The organism is Bradyrhizobium sp. CCGUVB23 (assembly GCF_024199885.1).
In the GTDB taxonomy this organism is placed as follows: domain Bacteria; phylum Pseudomonadota; class Alphaproteobacteria; order Rhizobiales; family Xanthobacteraceae; genus Bradyrhizobium.
In genome coordinates this window covers 8,971,522-8,991,059 of the sequence record NZ_JANADQ010000001.1, presented here as the reverse complement: position 1 = coordinate 8,991,059, position 19,538 = coordinate 8,971,522, and the positions used below count along the sequence as shown (strand labels likewise).

General features: G+C 64.1%; 20 protein-coding genes. 11 read left to right on the top strand and 9 right to left on the bottom strand.

All coding sequences use genetic code 11. From position 1 onward, the window contains the following. Positions 1 to 108 precede the first annotated feature (108 nt). Positions 109 to 1,350 carry a threonine synthase gene (locus tag NLN62_RS42160; protein WP_027522660.1) on the top strand — a complete coding sequence of 414 codons (1,242 nt, stop codon included), beginning with the start codon at positions 109 to 111 and terminating at the stop codon, positions 1,348 to 1,350. Between the two features lie 89 nt (positions 1,351 to 1,439). Continuing rightward, positions 1,440 to 2,411 carry a tripartite tricarboxylate transporter substrate binding protein BugD gene (locus NLN62_RS42155; protein ID WP_254112541.1) on the top strand — a complete coding sequence of 324 codons (972 nt, stop codon included), beginning with the start codon at positions 1,440 to 1,442 and terminating at the stop codon, positions 2,409 to 2,411. A gap of 22 nt (positions 2,412 to 2,433) precedes the next feature. On the opposite strand, the gene NLN62_RS42150 is transcribed toward NLN62_RS42155, so the two are convergent. The 3 genes from NLN62_RS42150 to NLN62_RS42140 all read right to left on the bottom strand — a co-directional run bounded on the left by NLN62_RS42150 (position 2,434) and on the right by NLN62_RS42140 (position 5,838). Then, positions 2,434 to 2,820, bottom strand: coding sequence for a response regulator transcription factor (locus tag NLN62_RS42150; RefSeq protein WP_027522662.1), 387 nt, complete (start codon positions 2,818 to 2,820; stop codon positions 2,434 to 2,436). An 82-nt stretch (positions 2,821 to 2,902) separates the two neighbouring features. Next, entirely contained in the window at positions 2,903 to 3,574 is a 672-nt protein-coding gene (locus NLN62_RS42145; protein ID WP_027522663.1) for a response regulator transcription factor, read from the bottom strand. After that, a complete protein-coding gene (locus tag NLN62_RS42140) occupies positions 3,571 to 5,838 on the bottom strand; it encodes a PAS domain S-box protein (RefSeq protein WP_254112540.1) in 2,268 nt (755 codons plus the stop codon). Before NLN62_RS42140 ends, NLN62_RS42145 begins: the two co-directional genes overlap by 4 nt. Before the next feature lie 898 nt (positions 5,839 to 6,736). Here NLN62_RS42140 and NLN62_RS42135 point away from each other — a divergent pair. Genes NLN62_RS42135 through NLN62_RS42125 form a run of 3 tightly spaced genes read left to right on the top strand, consistent with a single transcriptional unit; the run spans position 6,737 to position 7,697 of the window. Continuing rightward, positions 6,737 to 7,132 carry a hypothetical protein gene (locus NLN62_RS42135; RefSeq protein ID WP_027522665.1) on the top strand — a complete coding sequence of 132 codons (396 nt, stop codon included), beginning with the start codon at positions 6,737 to 6,739 and terminating at the stop codon, positions 7,130 to 7,132. Continuing rightward, complete coding sequence (locus NLN62_RS42130) at positions 7,129 to 7,323, top strand: hypothetical protein (protein ID WP_035662105.1); 195 nt, start codon at positions 7,129 to 7,131, stop codon at positions 7,321 to 7,323. Before NLN62_RS42135 ends, NLN62_RS42130 begins: the two co-directional genes overlap by 4 nt. Beyond that, positions 7,320 to 7,697 (top strand): hypothetical protein, encoded by a 378-nt coding sequence (locus tag NLN62_RS42125; protein WP_254112539.1) that lies wholly within the window; start codon positions 7,320 to 7,322, stop codon positions 7,695 to 7,697. Before NLN62_RS42130 ends, NLN62_RS42125 begins: the two co-directional genes overlap by 4 nt. A 193-nt stretch (positions 7,698 to 7,890) precedes the next feature. Here the strand turns inward: NLN62_RS42125 and NLN62_RS42120 are convergent, their stop codons facing one another. Continuing rightward, positions 7,891 to 10,089, bottom strand: a complete 2,199-nt coding sequence (locus NLN62_RS42120) for a lytic transglycosylase domain-containing protein (RefSeq protein WP_254112538.1) — start codon at positions 10,087 to 10,089, stop codon at positions 7,891 to 7,893. 351 nt (positions 10,090 to 10,440) lie between these two features. On the opposite strand from NLN62_RS42120, the gene NLN62_RS42115 reads away from it, so the two are divergent. From NLN62_RS42115 to NLN62_RS42100, 4 genes are all read left to right on the top strand, one after another. After that, the gene (locus tag NLN62_RS42115; protein ID WP_254112537.1) at positions 10,441 to 12,177 is read left to right on the top strand and encodes an adenylate/guanylate cyclase domain-containing protein; all 1,737 of its coding nucleotides are present in this window, start codon (positions 10,441 to 10,443) and stop codon (positions 12,175 to 12,177) included. A gap of 90 nt (positions 12,178 to 12,267) precedes the next feature. After that, the gene (locus tag NLN62_RS42110) at positions 12,268 to 12,459 is read left to right on the top strand and encodes a hypothetical protein (RefSeq protein ID WP_027522669.1); all 192 of its coding nucleotides are present in this window, start codon (positions 12,268 to 12,270) and stop codon (positions 12,457 to 12,459) included. A 196-nt stretch (positions 12,460 to 12,655) separates the two neighbouring features. Next, positions 12,656 to 12,832 (top strand): hypothetical protein, encoded by a 177-nt coding sequence (locus tag NLN62_RS42105; protein WP_198031739.1) that lies wholly within the window; start codon positions 12,656 to 12,658, stop codon positions 12,830 to 12,832. Positions 12,833 to 12,978: 146 nt separating this feature from the next. Further along, positions 12,979 to 13,191: a hypothetical protein gene (locus NLN62_RS42100; RefSeq protein ID WP_027522670.1), complete on the top strand. Its 213-nt coding sequence runs from the start codon at positions 12,979 to 12,981 to the stop codon at positions 13,189 to 13,191. Positions 13,192 to 13,241: 50 nt separating this feature from the next. Here NLN62_RS42100 and NLN62_RS42095 read toward each other — a convergent pair whose 3' ends face one another. The 5 genes from NLN62_RS42095 to NLN62_RS42075 all read right to left on the bottom strand — a co-directional run bounded on the left by NLN62_RS42095 (position 13,242) and on the right by NLN62_RS42075 (position 16,527). Next, positions 13,242 to 14,480, bottom strand: coding sequence for an RNA polymerase sigma factor (locus NLN62_RS42095; protein ID WP_254112536.1), 1,239 nt, complete (start codon positions 14,478 to 14,480; stop codon positions 13,242 to 13,244). After that, positions 14,477 to 14,821 (bottom strand): YciI family protein, encoded by a 345-nt coding sequence (locus tag NLN62_RS42090; protein WP_027522672.1) that lies wholly within the window; start codon positions 14,819 to 14,821, stop codon positions 14,477 to 14,479. The genes NLN62_RS42095 and NLN62_RS42090 overlap by 4 nt, the downstream gene beginning before the upstream one ends. A gap of 22 nt (positions 14,822 to 14,843) precedes the next feature. After that, complete coding sequence (locus tag NLN62_RS42085) at positions 14,844 to 15,086, bottom strand: hypothetical protein (protein WP_254112535.1); 243 nt, start codon at positions 15,084 to 15,086, stop codon at positions 14,844 to 14,846. Between the two features lie 290 nt (positions 15,087 to 15,376). Then, positions 15,377 to 15,697, bottom strand: a complete 321-nt coding sequence (locus NLN62_RS42080; protein WP_254112534.1) for a DUF418 domain-containing protein — start codon at positions 15,695 to 15,697, stop codon at positions 15,377 to 15,379. After that, positions 15,694 to 16,527 carry a DUF418 domain-containing protein gene (locus NLN62_RS42075; protein ID WP_254112533.1) on the bottom strand — a complete coding sequence of 278 codons (834 nt, stop codon included), beginning with the start codon at positions 16,525 to 16,527 and terminating at the stop codon, positions 15,694 to 15,696. The genes NLN62_RS42080 and NLN62_RS42075 overlap by 4 nt, the downstream gene beginning before the upstream one ends. 464 nt (positions 16,528 to 16,991) lie before the next feature. Here NLN62_RS42075 and ilvD point away from each other — a divergent pair, with 464 nt between their 5' ends. Both ilvD and NLN62_RS42065 read left to right on the top strand, forming a co-directional pair. Continuing rightward, a complete protein-coding gene (ilvD, locus tag NLN62_RS42070; RefSeq protein ID WP_254112532.1) occupies positions 16,992 to 18,716 on the top strand; it encodes a dihydroxy-acid dehydratase in 1,725 nt (574 codons plus the stop codon). Further along, on the top strand, positions 18,703 to 19,530 hold the full coding sequence (locus NLN62_RS42065) for a tetratricopeptide repeat protein (protein WP_027522676.1): 828 nt from the start codon (positions 18,703 to 18,705) through the stop codon (positions 19,528 to 19,530). Before ilvD ends, NLN62_RS42065 begins: the two co-directional genes overlap by 14 nt. The last annotated feature ends 8 nt before the right edge of the window (positions 19,531 to 19,538 follow it).

The following is a 19,538-nucleotide window of genomic DNA, read 5'->3' as shown; positions in this document are numbered from 1 at the left end:
GCCGTCGCCCTTCGAGGCTCTCCATGCGGCGCATTGCACCGCATGGCTCGCACCTCAGGGTGACGGGTCTGATATCGAAGAGACCAAAACAACAAGAGGGCCAAACCCGTGCACGATAACGACAACCTCACCATCGAGCGCCCGACCTTCGTCACGCATCTGGAATGCGCGATGGAGGGAGATCACTATCCGGCCGACCAGGTTCACAACCTCTCGAAGGCCGGCAAGCCGCTGCTGGTGCGCTACGACCTCACTGGGGTGAAGGAGGCGCTGACCAAGGATGCACTGAGCCAGCGCCCCGCCGACATGTGGCGCTACCGCGAGCTGTTGCCGGTGCGCAAGTGCAAGGACATCGTCTCGCTCGGGGAGATCACGACGCCGCTGATCCGGCTGCCGAAGCTGTCGCAAAAGCTGGGCGGCGGCGAGATCATCGTGAAAGATGAAGGCCGCCTGCCGACTGGCTCGTTCAAGGCGCGGGGCCTCGTCATGGCGGTGTCGATGGGCAAGGCGCTTGGCATCAAGCACATGGCGATGCCGACCAACGGCAACGCCGGCGCAGCGCTCGCGGCCTATGCGACCTCCTGCGGCATCAGGACCACGATCTTCTGCCCGGCCGATACGCCGGAGGTGAACGTCAGCGAAATCGAATTGCAGGGCGCGACCGTCTACCGCGTCAACGGCTATATCGACGATTGCGGCAAGATCGTCGGCGAGGGCAAGGCGAAGGTCGGCTGGTTCGACACCTCGACGCTGAAGGAGCCGTACCGGATCGAGGGCAAGAAGACGATGGGGCTGGAGCTTGCCGAGCAGCTCGGCTGGGATGTGCCCGACGTGATCTTCTATCCGACCGGCGGCGGCACCGGCCTGATCGGCATGTGGAAGGCCTTCGACGAGCTCGAGAAGATCGGCTTCATCGGATCGAAGCGCCCGCGCATGGTTGCGGTGCAGGCGTCCGGCTGTGCGCCGATGGTGCGCGCCTATAAGGAGGGCACCGACCATGCGGCGCGCTGGGAGGACGCCCACACCATCGCTTCAGGAATTCGCGTGCCGCAGGCGATCGGCGACTTCCTGATCCTGCGCGCCGTGCGCGAGAGCAAGGGCTTTGCCATCGCGGTCGACGACGACAAGATCTCATCGGCGCTGAGCGAGGTCGCGCGCGAGGAGGGGCTGCTCTTGTGTCCCGAGGGCGCCGCGACTTACGCCGCCTACAAACAGAGCCTCGCCGACGGCCGCGTCACCAAGAATGATCGCGTGATGCTGTTCAACTGCGCGACCGGCCTGAAGTATCCGCTGCCGCCGGTCACCCGCACGCTCGACCGCCACAAGCCGATCGACTTCTCGCAGTTCTAGCCCGGGCGAGAAGGCCGCTCGCGAGCTCGTAGTTCTCCCTCTCCCGCAACGGGGGGAGGTGATCAGGAATGTCGCCGGGGGAGACGCAGATGCGAAAGACGATCTGGGCCGCGCTGATCACCATCCTCGCTCTTGCCGGCGCCGCGCGCGCCGACACCTACCCCTCGCGTCCCATCACCATCATCGTGCCGTTCGCGGCCGGCGGACCTTCGGACGCGATGGCGCGCGTGCTCGCCGAGCGCATGCGGGCGAGCCTCGGCCAGGCAGTGGTGGTCGAGAACGTCACCGGTGCCGGCGGTTCGGTCGGGGTGGGGCGCGCCGTGCATTCGGCTCCCGACGGCTACACCATCTCCTTCGGCCATCTTGGCACGCACGTGGCCAACGGTGCGGTCTACAGGCTCCCTTACGATCTCGTCGCCGATCTCGAGCCGGTGGTGCTGCTTCCGAGCAACCCCATGATCGTCGTCAGCAAGAACGCCGTGCCGGCGACATCGCTGAAGGAGCTGCTCGCCTGGCTGAAGTCGCGTCCGGCGCCGGCGACCGCGGGCACGGCCGGTGCGGGCTCCGGCAGCCACATCGCCGGCGTCTATTTCGAGAGTGTTTCCGGCATCAAGCTGCAATATGTACCCTATCGCGGCACGGGGCCGGCGCTGAACGACCTCATTGCCGGCCAGATCGACATCATCGTCGACCAGACCTCGAACTCCATCAACCAGGTCCGCGCCGGCACCATCCGTGCCTACGCGATCAGCGACGACAAGCGCCTGGCGTCCGCGCCCGAAATCCCGTCCGCCGATGAGGCCGGACTGAAGGGCTTTCAGATGACGCTGTGGTCGGGCTTATGGGTGCCCAAGGGCACGCCGCGGGAGATCGTATCGAGGCTCAACGTCGCGGTGGTGGAAGCGCTCGGCGATGCCGCCGTGAAGAAGCAGATGGAAAATCTCGGCCTCGAAATGCCGCCGAAGGACCTGCTCACCCCCGAAGCGCTCGGCGCGCGGCAGAAGGCCGAGATCGCCAAGTGGTGGCCGATCATCAAGGCGGCCGACATCAAGGTGGATTGAAGCGGGGCTCACGCGCAGGGCATCACGCCGTGGCGTCCGCCCGTCCTCCCAGCGCCATCTCCAGGCATTGCATCAACTCCGAGGCGACGAACGGCTTGCCAAGGAAGCAGAGTGCACCGGCCCTCAACGCGCGTGCACGCACGCTCTCATCCGGAAAGGCCGTAATGAATATGAACGGCGTGGCCGAGCCCTGGGTACGCATCCGCGTCAACAGATCGATCCCGGACATGACCGGCATCTGCACGTCCGCGATCACGCAACTGGCGCCGTTCAGATCGGTCGAGCCCAGGAACTCTTCGGCCGAGGCGAAGGTGTGGACGACGTATCCGCGCGACGCCAGAAGATTGTCGATCGCGGCCCGCACATAGGGATCATCGTCGAGCACCGAAATCACTGAAGGCGCTGACAAAACGTCCGCTCCCAAGCTGCTTGCCGCCGCACGCCGGCCGGAAGCAAGGGTGGGCCCATCAAGCGAGATTTGGAACTCATACTTAGGTTTGTTCGTCCCGCTTGGCGTGCTGTGTTCCGAGGGCCTCGTTCATTTTCACCAGCTCGGCCAGCGACTTGGCACCCATCTTCCGCATGATCTGGCCACGATAGATCTTGACGGTGATTTCGGCCAATCCCAGCTCAGCGGCCACGTGCTTGTTCATCATGCCAGACGCGACCAGGGACAGCACGTCCCGTTCCCGCGGGGTGAGCGACTCGAAGCGGGACCTGACGTTCGACACCGTTTTCTCGATCTCGCGGCGCTTGCGATCGCGCTCGATCGCGGCCTGGACCGCGTCCAGCATGTCCTGGTCGCGCACCGGCTTGGTCAGGAAGTCGACCGCGCCACTCTTCATGGCCCGGACGGTCATGGGAATGTCGCCATGGCCGGTGATGAAGATGATGGGCGTGTGGATGTTTGCCTTGGCGAGATCGGCCTGCAGGTCGAGGCCGCTCAGTCCCGGAAGGCGGATGTCGAGCACCAGACAGCTGGGGACCTCCGGCGGCTTGCTTTGCAGTATCTCAGACGCCGACCCGAATGCAGCAACCCTGAGGCCGACCGATTCAAAGAGATTGATAAGCGCCCGACGCACTGATGGGTCATCGTCGACGACCAGGACGATCGGCTCGTCATTGCCCGTCTGCGGCAAGGAGGGCTTGTGGCGCTCGGTCACGACGGCGCTTCCTCCCGATGCAAGGGCAGGGTGATCTGAAACGTCGCGCCGCACCCCGGGTTGGGCGAGGCCGAAAGTCGTCCGCCGTGGGCCTCGACGATGGAACGGCAGATCGAGAGTCCCATGCCCAGGCCGCCGGATTTGGTGGTGAAGAACGGTGTGAACAAGCGATCAATCGCATCGGCGGAAATGCCGACCCCACGGTCCGTCACGCTCACCAGCACTGATCCGTTTTCATCCGGACCGGAGCAGATCACCAGCTCACGCGGGCGGTCCACGACGCCTTCCATGGCTTCGATCCCATTCATGATCAGGTTGATCAGCACCTGCTGTAACTGGATTCGGTCGCCGATGATATTGGGCAGCACTGATCTCAATTCCATTCGCACCGATACGGCGTGGGTGGCCATCTCGCGCTGGACGAGCGCGACGGCCTCGCGAACGACCCCGTTGACGTCGAGCGGGACCATCTCGATGTCAGTTCTCTTGGCAAGTGCCCGGACGTGACGGATCACCTCGCCGGCACGGTTGCAATCCTCGACGATCCACTCCACCGAGCGACGTGCCCCTTTCAGATCCGGGGGACTGCGCTGCAGCCAGCCGATGCACGCGTCGGCGTTGGCCATCACGGCGGCGAGGGGCTGATTGAGTTCGTGAGCAATCGAGGCGGTCAGCTCGCCGAGCGTCGTTACGCGCGTCACATGGGCGAGTTCGGTCTGCGCCTTGCGCAGCGCCAGTTCGGCCTGTTCGGCCCGGATGGCGGCGGTCACATCGGTGCAGACGCCACGATAGCCGAGGAAATTGCCGTTGGCGTCGAGGAACGGCTTGCCGCTGGTGCGAACATAGGTCGGCTGTCCGTTCCGGTCCTTGCTCCGGTACACAAGGTCGCGAAACGGAGCATGCGCGTCAAGTGCCGCCCGATGCTGTTGCCACTTCTCCGGTTGGAGTGCTGCATCGGGAGCAATGTCCCAACGTGTGAGCCCGAGCGCCCAGAAAGGGGCCATGCCGGCCGTTTCAGGATGTTCGGAGACGCGGGTGACGCGATGGTCGGGCCCGGTCTCCCAGAACCAGTCGGACGCAGTTTCGGCGTAGTCGCGGAAGCGCTGTTCGCTTTCGCGCAGTCGCCGTTCTGCCTCCTTGGCCGGGGTGATGTCGCTCACCGAGCCAACGAACTCGACGTTGCCGCCGGCGTCTCGCGTGGCGCGGGCCACCGCGCGAACATATTTCACGGCGCCGTCGGGCATCACGAGGCGGTATTCGTGATCGTAGTCGTACCCCTCGCGCATCGCGCGTCCCGTGGTTCGCCGCACCGCGAGCCTGTCGTCCGGATGGATGCGCTCGAGCATGAATGGGATAGTGGGCTTCTCGGCTTCGTCGCATTGGAAGATGCGATACGTCTCCTTCGACCAGGTGATGTCGCCGGTTGTGGACTTCCAGCCGAAGCTGCCGGTGTGGCTCAATTCCTGCGCCTGGGCGAGATAAGCCTCGCTCTGTCGTAGCGCATTCTCCGCTTCCTTGCGCTCGGTGATGTTCTCGCACGCGACCAGCACGATCTGCTTGCCATCGCTCTGAAGCATGGCCTTGGCGTTCTCGCGGACCCACAGAACCGAGCCGTCCTTGCGCACCTTCCGGATCTCCCAGGTGTGTGACTGACCGACGGTCCCAAGGCAGAGCGCGACGCACCGGCGGACGAAGTCGCGGTCTTCCTCGAAGAACACACCCAGCACCGATTGGCCGATCAGCTCTGCTGCCGTATAGCCCAGTTGCGCGGCGCCGAACGTGTTCACGTTCACCACGGTTCCGGCGGGATCGACCATGAAATACATGACCGGGTTGTGCTCGAAGACCTGCTGCCATTGCTTCATAGCGTCGCGCAAATCGGCATCGCTGGATTTAGGGCTCGGCTTGAAGCGGCCAGCCCGCCGTTCGCTGCGGGCCTGCTGGATCAATCCCGACCCGATCAGGCACGCGAAAAGGAACGGAGCGATCACCAGGCGATCCTGCGGATCGGAGATGCGGAAATCAAAGAGGGGCGGGGCAGAGAAAAAGTCGAGCGCTGCAACGGCGAGGAGAGTGAGGAGACCGGAGGCCAGGAAGCTGTCCATGAGTGCGAACAGCAGGATCACCACGAGATAGCAGAACGCGGTCGCGGGGAGCCCGATCTGGAGGAAGAAACAGGCCGCGGTCACCAGCGCCAGCACAACGCAACCGAAGACGAATTGCGCAGCTGACTTCCAGATTTGTGCTGTCTGGCCAGGCTTCATCGCAGACAGTCTCGGCTCATCTCTGCGGTGAATGCAAGTAGACCACGTTGCAACAACATCGGCAATTCCCCCCGACCAAAGTCGGGTCGATGGCGACGGGACGGCGTGTCGCCTTCGGACTTGCGGCTCGCGATGCTGCTCGCGAACTAGCTGCGGCTATGCGGGCCCGCGACTCGCGGGGGCCGTGCAGCCGGCGCAGGGTGCGCCGTCTCGTTGCGAAGAACGCCAGCGCAAACCCCCGGGCGACTACGGGACAAACCTAGGTATAGCTCGCCCATCCCTAGTCATGTCGGTCATTTACCTCCGTACAATTGAGAACGTTGTGGCTGACGGACTAGCCTCATGACCGATCGGGAAAGGTCGATAGTGCTGCTGCTGGCGGCGATCGCGAACGAACCGGATCTCAAGCGTACGGTTCGAGCGGTCTCACCGACAGACGCAGGACGAAAGACCAAGCCGCTGCGTTACCCGGGATGTCGGCATGAGAGTGAAGCTCTGCGACCGTTGCGCGTACGTTCCGCAGGATCTGGTGACCCATTGCGACACCTGCGCCGCGCTTCATCCGTGTGCGGGCTGCGACGGCGAAACGGCGATTTCCGCGATCCAGCGCACGTGAAATTCGAAGAAAGAGAACGGATAACGGAACGAGGGAGAGAACGATGTGCGACAAGTCCGAACAGTTAGAGCGCCGTCCTTCAGACCAGAGCTGTGCCGTTTGCAGCAGGCAGTTTGGCTTGATCCGATACTATTCCTGGCGAACGGCGGTCTGCTCCAAGAAGTGTCTCGATCGTTTCCGTGCGCGCAGCGAACGCGACCGCCGCTGGCTGTTTCGAGCTCGGGTGGCGTGAGGCAGCCGGAGAGGTTGGCCGTTCAGCAATTGTGATCCCGGAGGCTGCGTGTGAACCCGTCGTGCAAGCTCCTCTTATCGGGCGTTCTCCTCCTTGGCCTCACAGCGGCGGTCCAGGCGCAGGAGGTTGGGCAAGGTGCTGCCCATCGCCAGCATCCTCCTCAGGATCAGGCTCTGCACGAAAAGTTCTATTCGACCTGGCACATGCCGGATAACCCGGCGCTCAGCTGCTGCAACAGCGCGGACTGCTACCCGACCGAGATCAGGTACGAAGACGGCAAGCTTTATGCGCGCCGCAGGGAAGACGGCAAATACATCCCGGTCCCTGCCCAGAAGGTGGAGCGGCACAGGGACAACCCGGATGGCCGCAACCATCTTTGCGCGCCGCCTCCCGCGCTTTCTCCGCTGGATACCGTCTACTGCTTCGCATTGGGAGGTGCCACATGAGGTTCGCCTTCGTCTTGGTGAACGACAGGACTCCGTTCCGGCAAACCTGGTGCTTGCAGTGCCTGGAGCGCATCGGCGGAAGCTATCTGCGCGAGATCGGGACGCGTCTGCCCTATTGCGACTATGAATGCTACGCGCTGTTCCGTGAGGCCGGGGCGGAGCGGCAGGAGCGCGCGAGGGCGGCGTCATGAAGTTCGTGGTGGTCAATCACGAGCCGCCGTCGCGCGAGGCTGCGTGCAGCACCTGCTCGCAGCCGCTCCAACCCGGCTATATCCGGCACGCGCGGACGCAACGCCGTTACTGTGACCATGATTGCTACCGCCGAAACGAGCTCGCGACGCTGATGATGGAGTGGTCGATGCCCGGCCTTACCGGGACGCGGGCCACCGAGAACATCGCGACCGTCGCCAGCCGCGCCATCGAAGTCCTCTCGGTCTTGGGTGCGGTATCGTGCTGGAGCTCCACGATACAGATGTGGACGTTCTCGCGAGCATTGACCGACGCATTTTTGGGAGTTCACGACCTGATGGCGACGGAAGGAGGTGATAGCGAGCCGCGCGATTGAGCCCACGCAATCGAGCCCGCGTAGGGCCGCAGTCACCAGACCTGAGAGGCGCCTCGTCCAGCCCCGGAGGCGTCGACCAGCGAGGGTGGGTTAGCAGATGGCGTACCGACCACGCCCCCTCCACATCGTGGTGGGCTACGCTTCGCTAACCCACCCACGGCTCCAAGGGGCACTTCGAGAGTCAATCCGTCTGTCAATCCGCGCCCGTGAAGCTCGCAGGCGTTGCCGTTGCAGGCCTTGCGCGGACCTCTTGCGTCACCACGCGCCCGTCGGACTTCGCCGCCACCGCGCCCGCGTCCTCGAACCGCGCGCGGTAGACCAGCACGTTCTCCATCACACGCTGGACGTAGTTGCGCGTCTCCGATAGCGGAATTCGCTCGACCCAGTCGACCGGATCGATCTTGGGGTCGCGGGGATCGCCGTGGGCCTGCACCCAGTCCCTGACCCGGCCGCGGCCGGCATTGTATCCGGCGAAGGTCATGATCTGGTTGCCGCGATATTCCGACAGCAGCGCGCTGAGCTCGGCCGCACCCATCTGGGTGTTGTAGACGGGATCGGAGACCATGCGATCCCAGTCGTAGGTGACGCCGAACCGTTTTGCGGTGTCGCGCCCGGCCTCCGGTGTGACCTGCATCAGCCCGACCGCGTTGGCAGCCGACTTGTCGCGCTGGTCGAAGGCGCTCTCGGTCCGCGCCACCGAATAGATCACGCTCGTCTCGATCTCGGGCGCGACCTGCTTGTGCGGGGGAATGCCGATCGTCGGGAAGGCGTAGTGGTCGAGCGCGAGCCCGCGGGCGAGCGCCAGCTTGCCGATCTCCAGCATTGCGTGAGCGTCGTTGCGCCGGCCCGTGAGCTCGCCGAGCGCTTCGAGCGCGGCAACGTCGGTGCTCTCTCCGGCAAAATCGGCGACGAAGGAGAACGCGACGTCGCGCTCGCCGACCTCGTAGAGCATGTCGGCTGCACGCACGCGCTCATCCGAGGGCTGTGCCGCGTCGGAGGCGAGCACGGGCGAGGGTGCGCGCAGATCGATGCGCTCGAGACCGAGCCTTGCGCGTGCGAGCTGGCCGTAATAGGCGGTCGAATAGCGGGCCGCAGCCTGGTAGCTCCGAAGCGCGTCGGAGGCTGCTCCCAGGGCTTCCGCTGCACGGCCGCGCCAGTAGTGCCCCCGCGACAGCGCGATCGGATTGACGGAGCCTTCGTCAATCGCGGCAAAATGCATCAGCGCCATCTTGGGATCGTCGAGATAGCGCAGCGCAATCCAGCCGCACATGAAGTGATAGTCGACGCGGTAGACCTCCATCGCCGGAACGGCGGCCGTGCGCACCACGTCGTAGGCCATCCTGAACTTGCCCTGGTCGAGCAGCTTGCGCGCCAAGAGCCGGCGCTCGCGCCACCAGGCGTCGGTGTCCTGGAGCGCCATGGTGTCGGGAGAGGCAGCAAGGATGACCTGCGCCGCATCGTCGATACGGTCCTTCAGGAGGAGCCATTGCGCGCGGCACAGCGTGTAGCCGAGATCGCGGCGCGCATCGGCCGGCACGTCCTCCAGATAGTCCTTGGCCTTGTTCTCCTTGCCGCTGACCGCGGCGCAGGCCTTCACGATCGCAAGCTCATCGCTGCCGAGACGCTTTGCGGCGCGCCGTGCCGCGCCGTATTCCCTGGCGCCGAGCCGCTTGTCCATGCGGGCGCGATGATCATTCGCGGTCAAAAGCTCGCCGAAGACTTCGTAGACGTCGCTCTCTGTGCGCTCGGACAGTTCCTCCGCGCGCCAGGCGTCACGCACGAGCCTTGTGGCTGCGTCGCGATTGCCCTCGGCCAGCAGCACGCGCGCGAGCGCGAACTTTCCCTTGGGGCTCTGCGGCCGGTCACCGGTGAACTTGTGCACGGTGGCCGGATCGCTCTTCTCCTGCCAGAGCCGCGCCTCGGCGCGGCGGCGGAACGAGGCGATGCTCGGCCAGTTGGGATTGGCGGCAATGAACGCGACGTAGCGGTTGAAGTCGGCGGTCGTCTCTGAGTGCCGCAGGATGAACCACTCGGCGAGCTTTTGTCCGGCGGGATCGGCGATCCGGTTCCTGGCCGCGGTGGCGTCATCGGTCTTGGCCTTGCGCGCCAGATCGATCGCGTCCTTCAGCGCGGCGATGTCGCCGGTCAGCGGCGGCCTCGAGGGCTTCTCTGACGGTTCCTCGTCCTGCGTCTTCGATTTCCGTTTCGCCTCGGCATGCTTGCTGTGCCGATGCTTGCCGGCCGCAGCGCTGCGCTGCTTGCCGGCCTTCGCCTCATGCGTCTTCTTCGGACTGGATTGCTTGTTATGGCTTTTCGCCGCCGCCTCCGTCGAGAAGAGCGCGAGTGCAGCCATGGTGAGGAAACACGCAAGCGAGCGTAGGCACTGGTTCATTCCATGGTCCCCCTGCGAAACCATCAGTACAAACCAAGATCCGCGACGTGATGCGGGCTTGAGCGACTCAAACGATAGCACGGCCTCGTTTGATCGATGTCACGCTCAGGCAACATTGCGGCAAAAATGCCGCCGAAATCGAACCGGAAGGCTTTTGCAACTCACGCTCCGTAGGACACCGGGCGCTCCGTGAAACCGTAAATGCGCGTTAACCTTTGACGGGCCCTGCGCCGGCAGCTGTCGTGAAAAACCTGCGAAGCAGTCTTTCAGGCCAGATTGCGCGTGTTTCAGGTAACGGTTCCGGTGTATGGAGGTCAAAAGGTTCCTCAAGCCAAAGTGCCCAAGCTCGCCATGCCGATTTTCAACCAGTCGATCAGGCGCAAGATCGTCGGCATCGCCCTCGGGCTGATCGTGCTGATGGTGGTCACCTCGATCCTGTCGATGGTGATGTCGAGTCGGGTCGGGCACCTGCTCGACGAGCTGACGGGCCGGTACATTCCTGCCTATGGCGATCTGGCGCGCGCCAATGTCCGCTCGCTGGAGCGGGCACTGGCATTGCGGCGCATGGTGATCGCCAAGATGCAGACGCCGCCGGATGAGGAGGGGTTTGCAACCCGCTTGCGCGAGTATCGGGAGTCGGACACGCAGGTCGTCCAGGAGGCGGACACCGCGCGAAAGCTGATCAATGCGATCATCGAGGATGAGAGCACGCCGTCGGACAACGCGGCGCTCGGCCGCATCGACGCCAGGATCGAGAGTGCCGTCAACGAGCTACGCCGCGAGCTTTCCGAGGCTGACGCAAAGCTCTTGAAGCAGCTCGATGCCAAGGATTTCGCGGCGGCGCGCGATACCATGGCCCATGTCGATGCGCTGCGCGATCTCTTCACGCAGCGGATTGATGCGATCCGCGCCGACATGCTGGCGCAGGTGTTTGTCAGCACCTCGCAAGTGATCCGTCACCAGCGGCAGGCGATCGTGATCTCGGGCGTCGTGACTGCGCTTGCGGCGATCGTCGGGCTTGCCTTTGCGCTGCTGGTCTCGAGCGGCATCACGCGTCCGGTGCGGCTGTTGCTCGCCGGCACGCGCGAGGTCGAGGCGGGCCGCTTCGATCATACGATCAGCGTCTCGACGCAGGACGAGATCGGCGAGCTCGCCGCCGCCTTCAACCGCATGATCGAGCAGCTGCGCCGCAACGAGCGCATCCGCGAGACCTTTGGCCGCTACATCGATCCGAAGGTGGTGCAGGGACTGATCGACCGGCCGGAGGTCGCCGTCGACGGCCAGCGGCGGGTGATGACCATCATGTTCTGCGACATGAGCGGCTTCACCTCGATGAGCGAGGGCATGACGCCGCGCGGTCTCGTCAAGGTCATGAATCACTATTTCACGGTCATGTCGGAACCCATTCGGGCCAACCGAGGGGTCATCGACAAATATATCGGCGACGCCATCATGTCCTATTGGGGCCCGCCCTTCATCGAGGAGGCCGAGCAGGCGCAGCTCGCCTGCCATGCCGCGCTCGACATGGCCGACCAGGTGCCGGCGCTTCAGAAACAGCTCCCCGATCTCCTCGGCATCCGCGCCATGCCCGCTCCTTGCGACCTCAGGATCGGGATCGCCACTGGCGAGGTCCTGACCGGCAGCATCGGCTCGGAGCTGATGATGAGTTTTACCGTGATGGGCGATGCGGTGAACCTCGCCTCGCGGCTGGAGGCGGCGAACAAATTTTATGGCACCCGCATCCTGATTTCGCAGACGACGGCCGCTGCACTCGGCGCGAGCCTCGAGTTGCGCGAGATCGACCGCCTTGCGGTCGTGGGCCAGAGCCTGCCGCAGCCCGTGTTCGAGGTGATGGGCAAGGCCGGCGCGCTCCCACGGGAGCAGATGAGCCTGCGGGCGCACTATGCCGAAGGGCTTGCGGCATACCGCGTTGGCCGCTGGGACGAGGCCCGGAACGCCTTCAACGCGGCGCTGGAGAGCGTTCCCGGCGATGGTCCGTCGCGCACACTGCTCACCCGCGTCGACCGGCTCCAGGCCGATCCACCCGCCGCCGATTGGGACGGCGCCTGGCGGATGGAGCATAAATGATCCAAACGCGTTGCTTCGAATGAGTTGAGCCGGTCCAGTTCCGCCTCAAGGTGTGCTATGAGTGCGCCCCTAATTTTACGGGGGTGATGCATGAAGAAGGGCGATGTGATCTGTCCGCATTGCAAAGCGGGCTTTCGGCGGCTTGAGCTCGCGACGGAGCCGCCAACGACCGGGGAGTACCGCTGCCCCGCCTGCGACGAGGTCGTGGAGAAGTTCGACGGTCTCGCCTTCGTGGCCTACCGTTTGACGATCCAGCCCTCGATGAAGGGTATCCGCGCGTAAGGTCACGTCCTTCGGCCGCAACCATTCGTGCCGGTGCAGCGCGTCAACATCCCAAAGATGCAGAAAACCCAAAGCGCTGCCCCGGCGAGACCGCGCCGGGTAAAAAATTGATTTGGTCAGATAACGATGTTGGCGGTGACTTATTTCGCGAGCTTACCCTGATCGTTCTTCGAAGGCGTTTTACGGGGACACGCCGATGACGGAACTTCAGGACAGGCTGGAACGGTTTGAGACGCTCACCGCCGAGTGCGAGCTGATCGCCAAGCTGGCGACCGACAGCGCAAAGCGCGAATTCTATCTCAAGCTCGCGGATCACTATTACGAGCTGGCGGCCGAGGCGCGGCGGGCGATTGCGCCCAAAGCCGCGGCGTGACGCGGGCCGAAAGCCGTTCTTAACACTTGGCGCGCATCCTCTTGGGATGTGAGGGCAGATCGCGTGCCGCGATTCCCCACAGATGGGAATGCTGGAGGCTGTTGCCGTGCAGCGGCTCCAGGAACTGTCGCTTTGCAGGTCATCCCATGCGGGTTGTTGTAATCATTTTGCTTTCACTCATGACGGCGGCCTGCGAGCCGGAGCAGGACATCACCGGTTCGACCGCCGCTTGCCCGCTGCGCAACTACAGCTCCTACAATGCACGCGACATGAATCAATGTGTCGCCGCCTGCAAATCCTGCGACCACGGCACGACGGTGACCTGCACCACCTCGTGCACCCTAAAGGGCGCGCGCTGAGGGGGCGTCGCGTCCTCACCGATCGGGCAGCACGGGCTCCGCATGCGAGATCATTGAAGCTTGGCGGACAACTCGCCTAATCGCTGGATGAGCCATTGCCGCTCCGCCGGTGGGGGATCGAGCGCAAGGACCACCTGGTACTCGGCACGGGCCTCGTCTGCTCGTCCAGTTCGCGCCAACAGGTCGGCGCGCACTGCGTGGTAAGGGCCGAATTGCGCGAGACCCTTGTCGTCCAGCGTGTCGAGCTCTGCGAGCGCGACATCTGCTCCATCGAGCTCGGCGACGGCAACGACCCGATTCAGGCGAACGATGGCATCATCTCGAACCCTGAGAAGCTGATCATAGACGTCCCGTACGCAGCCCCACGGTGCCGGCTCGGACAGGTTCGCGCGTGTGCACCAACACGCCTGTAGCTTTGCCTGGAGCGTGCGCGCGCTTTCAGGCGCAAGGCGAGCCGCCTGCACCAGGAACGCATCGGCGGCGGCGATCAATTCGCGGCGCCACAGCGCAGGGTCCTGCAAGGATAGCGGGACCATCATTCCACGCGCATCGGTCCGCGCCGGACGACGGGCCTCGGCATAGTGGAGCAGCGCTGCCAGTGCGTGCGCCTCACCTTCGTCGGGCATTAGATCGACCAGCATGGTCGACAGGTGCAGCATCTCGGCCGCAAAGCCCGCGTGTCGCGTCAGTCCGGCCGCGTCCTCATGGGCTTTGGAGTAGGCGACTTCGAGCGTCGACAACATCGCTTCCAGCCGCTCGGACCAGTATTCCGGCGCCGGCAATTCGAATGGAACGGCGGCATCGGCGATCTTGCGCTTCGCCCGCACCAGGCGTTGAGCGAGCGTTGCCTCGTCGATCAGGAACGCGCGCGAAATTTCGCTCACGGTCAGCCCGCAAATGAGACGGAGCGTCAAGGCCGCTCGCGCGTCCGGAGCGACGGCAGGGTGGCAGCAAATGAAGATCAGCCGTAGTCGCTCGTCCGGGATGACGTGGCGATCGTCGATCATGACTTCCTCCGCGGTCGGATCGGGTGGCGGCGGATCCGGGACGAACTGCCGGCGCGTCCGTTGCCGGCGAAGCATGTCCACCGCCACCCGCGAGGCGACCCGATAAAGCCACGCCGCGGGGTCGTCCGGCACGCCGGTTTCTTGCCAGGCGCTGAGGGCGCGTACGCAGCTTTCGGAGAAGGCGTCCTCGGCCAGCGACAGATCGCGGAACCGTGCGACGAGCGCGGCCGTGATACGCCCGCTCGCCGCCCGAAAGACGCGTTCGATGGCTGATCCGTTCACGGCTGAAGTAGCGGCCGGATTTCGATCGCGCCGTCCTGGAGCACCGGCACCTTCTTGGCGATCGCGATCGCTTCGTCCAAATCGGCCGCCTCGATCAGGTAGAAGCCGCCGAGCTGCTCCCTGGCTTCTGCAAACGGTCCGTCGTGTACGGTCTTCTTCCCTGCGCTAGTGCGGATGGTTGTGGCCGAAGGCGTGCTCTTCAGGCCAGCTCCTCCCAATCGCCTCGCGCCGAGCTCCTGGGCAAACGCCATGTGCTTGCCCACGATCTCCTCGATCTTCGATCCGGATTTGTCGGGACCGTAGAAGGCTTCGTCCTCATAGATTAACAGCGCATACTTCATCTCTCGCTCCTCTCGCGCAAGGTTACATCGGCATGCCGCGTCGCGCGACATCGGGTTGGAGACGCCCGGCCGTCAGACGGATCGACATCGAGCAAAAGATTTTTTCGGGGGAGGTGAGGTTGGCGTCCGCCGGTGCGTCGTCGTCACGGATTCCACAATCGATGCAACGCGCGAACGTTGTGATCCCCGACGCAAGGCCGTCCTGGCTCTGAGCGACGCATGGCGTCGTCAACGCAATCCATGCCCGCGCGACGAAATACAGCAACTGAATGAGTGCCTTACCGGTTCGACAGCAAGTCATGGCCCGCTCCATTCTTCACTGAGCGAGCCCCCGTGGCTCGCCTGAAAGAGAGACGTGCTGCCGCGACAGATATCGACACGCGGGACAAAAAAATCGCAGCCCGGATATGAGCGGAGGCCATTTGCCCGGCGATTTCGGCGCCGTGGTCCAGATGAACCGAGGGAGACGCCGCGAAGCGCAGCCCGATGACGGGCGTCACGACACCCAGGGTGACCCCGGACGTCGCCTCGCACATGCGCGCGACGGTCTAGAAATTATCCGGTGAACTGCAAGTCTTGCTTCCCGAACGCCGGCGCCCGGCCATACATCATTGCTCGCCACAGCCATTCGATCGGACCGTAGGCAAAATGCGTAAGCCAGAGCCGGCTGACCACCACCTGTGCGGCGTAGATCGTCACGACGGGAAGCAGGCCGGCCGCTGAGCCGAGCCTGCCGAACAGCCCGAGGCCGTAGCCGTAGAAGATCAGGCCGAGCACGACCGACTGAACGATGTAGTTGGTGAAGGCCATGCGTCCAACCGGCTCGGCGAAGCGGAGCAGCTTTGCGCCGGTTGATGTCTGTTCGGCAGCGATCACCAGGGCGGCGTATCCCGACGCCAAAACCATCTGGCTGGCCAAAGCCGCAGACGGGTGCGTGTGCCGCGCCAACACCAGGCCGCCTGCGACGGCCGCGAAGCCCGCGATCGCGCCAGCAGGTTTCGGCGTCGTCCGGCCACCTCAGTGAACAGCCCGCTTCGCCAACAGAGAATGCCCGTCAGGAAGAGGCCGACCGTGCGCGGAAACACATAAAGATGCAGCGGCAGAAAGGCCGGGAGTTCCTGCACGCGCAGCGCCAGCACCTCCGCAAAGCTCCCGTTCGCGTAAGTCTGGTTCGCTGCGTTCACGAGCGCCACCAGCACGTACCGATTGGGAAAGCTGATGAGGGTCGGCAGCGTCGGTTGCAGCACATAGAAGATCAGGAAGACCGCCGCCGCGACCACGACCATCCAACGCGGCGCGAACAGGAACGGCAGCACGACGAGGCCTGCCAGTGCGTATTCGATGAGGATGTCGCCGTTCCAGATCAGCACCAGGTGGATCACGCCGAACAGCAGCAGCGCGAGCAGCCGCCGGACGAGGAGGCGCGCCCGTCGCGCAGAGGTGCCGAGCCGGTCGAACTGGATGGCGAGGCCCACGCCGAACAAGAACGAGAACAGTGCGAACGCCTTCAGGTCGATGAACAGCGCGAGCGCCGCGTCGATGACGCCGTTCAGCGTTGGGTCCGGGCTTGAGGGGAGAAGCTGCCGGAATATCGAGACGCGAAACTCGGTCTCGAGGTTGATCGCCAGCACGCCGAACAGTGCCAGCCCGCGCAACGCGTCGATCGCGCCCAGTCGATGCGAGGGATCCGTCGGCGCGTTCGCCATTGTGAGGTCGGTTGCGGATTCCACGGCGACGTTGATGAGGCCAGCGGCAATGGCGAAACGCGCCGCGAGAACGAGAAGGCTCGTCCTGCTCTAATCATCCGTCATGAGTTGCGACTCAGCCAGAGGAATATTCGTGGTGGCGCAGCGAGGTTGGATGCATGCGAGGTCCATGCAACATCTGAGGTCGTGAGATGATATCCGAGGACGGTATCAGGGTAGCTTCAGTCGTGTCCCATGAGCCACGATTGTGCTGTCTGCGCAACACTCCTTCCGGATTAAACCATCATTGCAGCCCGTTCTCATCAGCGCCGCTTTTTGGCCACACCCCTCCATGAATAAAATCTCCATAAGTTTTTCAGGGGCTGCGGCGCTCGCGACGGCGAAGGAAAAATCCCAGGGTTCATTCAAATCTTGGGTGTCGTTTTCCGGGTCTGACAAGGGTTGTCCGAGGAAACTGGTTTGCGATGGACGCCAAGACGAACATCAAGCAGAGACTGCCGAGCCGTCACGTGACGGAAGGCCCTGCACGCGCGCCCCATCGCTCGTATTTTTACGCCATGGGTCTGACCACCGAGCAGATCCACCAGCCCTTCGTCGGCGTCGCCTCCTGCTGGAACGAAGCCGCTCCCTGCAACATCGCCCTGATGCGCCAGGCGCAGGCGGTGAAGAAGGGCGTAGCGTCGGCCGGCGGCACCCCACGTGAATTCTGCACCATCACCGTCACCGACGGTATCGCCATGGGTCATGACGGCATGCGCTCCTCGCTGCCGTCGCGCGAATGCATCGCCGACTCCGTCGAGCTGACAGTGCGCGGCCACGCCTATGACGCCCTCGTCGGCCTTGCCGGCTGCGACAAATCGCTGCCGGGCATGATGATGGCGATGGTCCGTCTCAACGTGCCCTCGATCTTCATCTATGGCGGCTCGATCCTGCCCGGCAACTTCCGCGGGCAGCAGGTTACCGTTCAGGACATGTTCGAGGCCGTCGGCAAGCACTCGGTCGGCGCCATGTCGGACGAGGACCTCGACGAGATCGAGCGCGTGGCATGCCCCTCGGCGGGCGCCTGCGGCGCACAGTTTACCGCCAACACCATGGCGACAGTCTCGGAAGCCATTGGGCTTGCGCTGCCGTACTCGGCCGGCGCTCCTGCGCCCTATGAGATCCGCGACGCCTTCTGCACGACCGCGGGCGAGAAGGTGATGGACCTGATCGCTGACAACATCCGGCCGCGCGACATCGTCACGCTGAAATCCCTGGAGAATGCCGCCGCTGTGGTCGCGGCTTCTGGCGGCTCGACCAATGCTGCGCTGCACCTGCCGGCGATCGCGCACGAGGCCGGCATTAAGTTTGACTTATTCGACGTCGCCGAAATCTTCAAAAAAACACCTTATGTCGCGGATTTGAAGCCCGGCGGCCGTTATGTCGCCAAAGACATGTTTGAAGTTGGTGGCATCCCGCTTCTGATGAAGACGCTGCTCGACAACGGCTTCCTGCACGGTGATTGCCTCACTGTGACGGGCCGGACGATCGCCGAAAATCTCAAGAGCGTGAAATGGAATCCGCACCAGGACGTGGTGCACCCGGCGGACAAGCCGATCACCGTCACGGGCGGAGTGGTTGGTCTGAAGGGCAATTTGGCGCCAGAAGGTGCGATCGTGAAAGTCGCGGGAATGTCCAACCTCAGGTTTACCGGTCCGGCGCGCTGCTTCGACCGGGAGGAGGACGCTTTCGACGTGGTCCAGAAGCGCACCTACAAAGAAGGCGAAGTCATCGTGATCCGCTACGAGGGCCCGAAGGGTGGCCCCGGCATGCGGGAAATGCTCCAGACCACGGCGGCGCTGACCGGGCAGGGCATGGGCGGCAAGATCGCGCTCATCACCGACGGCCGGTTCTCGGGCGCCACCCGCGGGTTCTGCATCGGCCATGTCGGGCCTGAGGCGGCGATCGGCGGACCGATCGGGCTGCTCGAGGACGGCGACATCATCGAGATCGACGCAGTCGCCGGCACTCTTAACGTAAAATTGAGCGACGATGAGCTGGCTCAACGCAAGACCAAATGGCGTTCCCGCGCGACTAACCATACGTCGGGTGCGCTGTGGAAATATGCTCAGCAGGTAGGACCAGCGATCGGTGGGGCAGTGACCCATCCGGGCGGCGCGCACGAGAAACAGTGCTATGCGGACATCTAGGCGTACCATAGTTGCGTTTGTGTTGGGGGCTTCCGCGCTGGCCGCGCCGGCGCTTGCCTTCGACGGTGCGCCGGTCAATCCGCAGGATGCAGCCATTCCGGTGGTCTCGCCGGCGCCGGGTAGCGCCGCAGCGCTGCGCAAGGGTTTGCCGCCGGCTGCAACCAATCCCGATGCTTCCTTTACCGCGCTGCAATACGCCGCCGAGGGTGGTCACCCCATCGCGCAGTGGAAGCTCGGGCGGATGTACGCCAATGGCGAGGGCGTTGCGCAGGATGATTTGCGCGCCTTCGACTATTTCAACCGGCTCGTGAACGCGCATGCGACCGACAGTCCGTCGCTGCCCCAGGCGCCGATGGTGGCGAACGCCTTCGTTGCGCTCGGCCGCTATTATCTCAACGGCATCCCGAACTCGAAGGTGAAGGCGGATCCGGAGCGGGCGCGCGAGCTGTTTTCCTATGCGGCAGCCTATTTCGGCAACGCCGATGCGCAGTACGATCTCGCCCGGCTCTATCTGAAGTCGCCGGACGCCTCGCGCGATGCCTTCACGCAAGGCGCGCGCTGGCTGGGCCTCGCCGCACAGAAGGGCCAGCACGAGGCACAGGCGCTGCTCGGGCAGATGCTGTTCAACGGCGATCGCCTGCCGCGGCAGGCCGCGCGCGGCCTGATGTGGCTGACGCTGGCGCGTGACAGCGCGGGTCCAGACGAGACCTGGATCAAGGAAAGCTACAACCGCGCCATCGCCAAGGCCTCCGATGACGACCGGGCGATGTGCCTGCAAATGCTTGAGCAGTGGGTGCAGGGCCGCCGGGAATAATCGGCAGC

Bases quoted from the DNA above. Each gene is read 5' to 3' on its own strand.
- NLN62_RS42140 (WP_254112540.1), bottom strand. From the start codon at position 5,838: ATGAAGCCTGGCCAGACAGCACAAATCTGGAAGTCAGCTGCGCAATTC.
- NLN62_RS42100 (WP_027522670.1), top strand. From the start codon at position 12,979: ATGCGGGTTGTTGTAATCATTTTGCTTTCACTCATGACGGCGGCCTGC.
- NLN62_RS42110 (WP_027522669.1), top strand. From the start codon at position 12,268: ATGAAGAAGGGCGATGTGATCTGTCCGCATTGCAAAGCGGGCTTTCGG.
- NLN62_RS42075 (WP_254112533.1), bottom strand. From the start codon at position 16,527: ATGGCGAACGCGCCGACGGATCCCTCGCATCGACTGGGCGCGATCGAC.
- NLN62_RS42120 (WP_254112538.1), bottom strand. From the start codon at position 10,089: ATGAACCAGTGCCTACGCTCGCTTGCGTGTTTCCTCACCATGGCTGCA.
- NLN62_RS42115 (WP_254112537.1), top strand. From the start codon at position 10,441: ATGCCGATTTTCAACCAGTCGATCAGGCGCAAGATCGTCGGCATCGCC.
- NLN62_RS42125 (WP_254112539.1), top strand. From the start codon at position 7,320: ATGAAGTTCGTGGTGGTCAATCACGAGCCGCCGTCGCGCGAGGCTGCG.
- ilvD (WP_254112532.1), top strand. From the start codon at position 16,992: ATGGACGCCAAGACGAACATCAAGCAGAGACTGCCGAGCCGTCACGTG.
- NLN62_RS42155 (WP_254112541.1), top strand. From the start codon at position 1,440: ATGCGAAAGACGATCTGGGCCGCGCTGATCACCATCCTCGCTCTTGCC.
- NLN62_RS42130 (WP_035662105.1), top strand. From the start codon at position 7,129: ATGAGGTTCGCCTTCGTCTTGGTGAACGACAGGACTCCGTTCCGGCAA.
- NLN62_RS42090 (WP_027522672.1), bottom strand. From the start codon at position 14,821: ATGAAGTATGCGCTGTTAATCTATGAGGACGAAGCCTTCTACGGTCCC.
- NLN62_RS42065 (WP_027522676.1), top strand. From the start codon at position 18,703: ATGCGGACATCTAGGCGTACCATAGTTGCGTTTGTGTTGGGGGCTTCC.
- NLN62_RS42105 (WP_198031739.1), top strand. From the start codon at position 12,656: ATGACGGAACTTCAGGACAGGCTGGAACGGTTTGAGACGCTCACCGCC.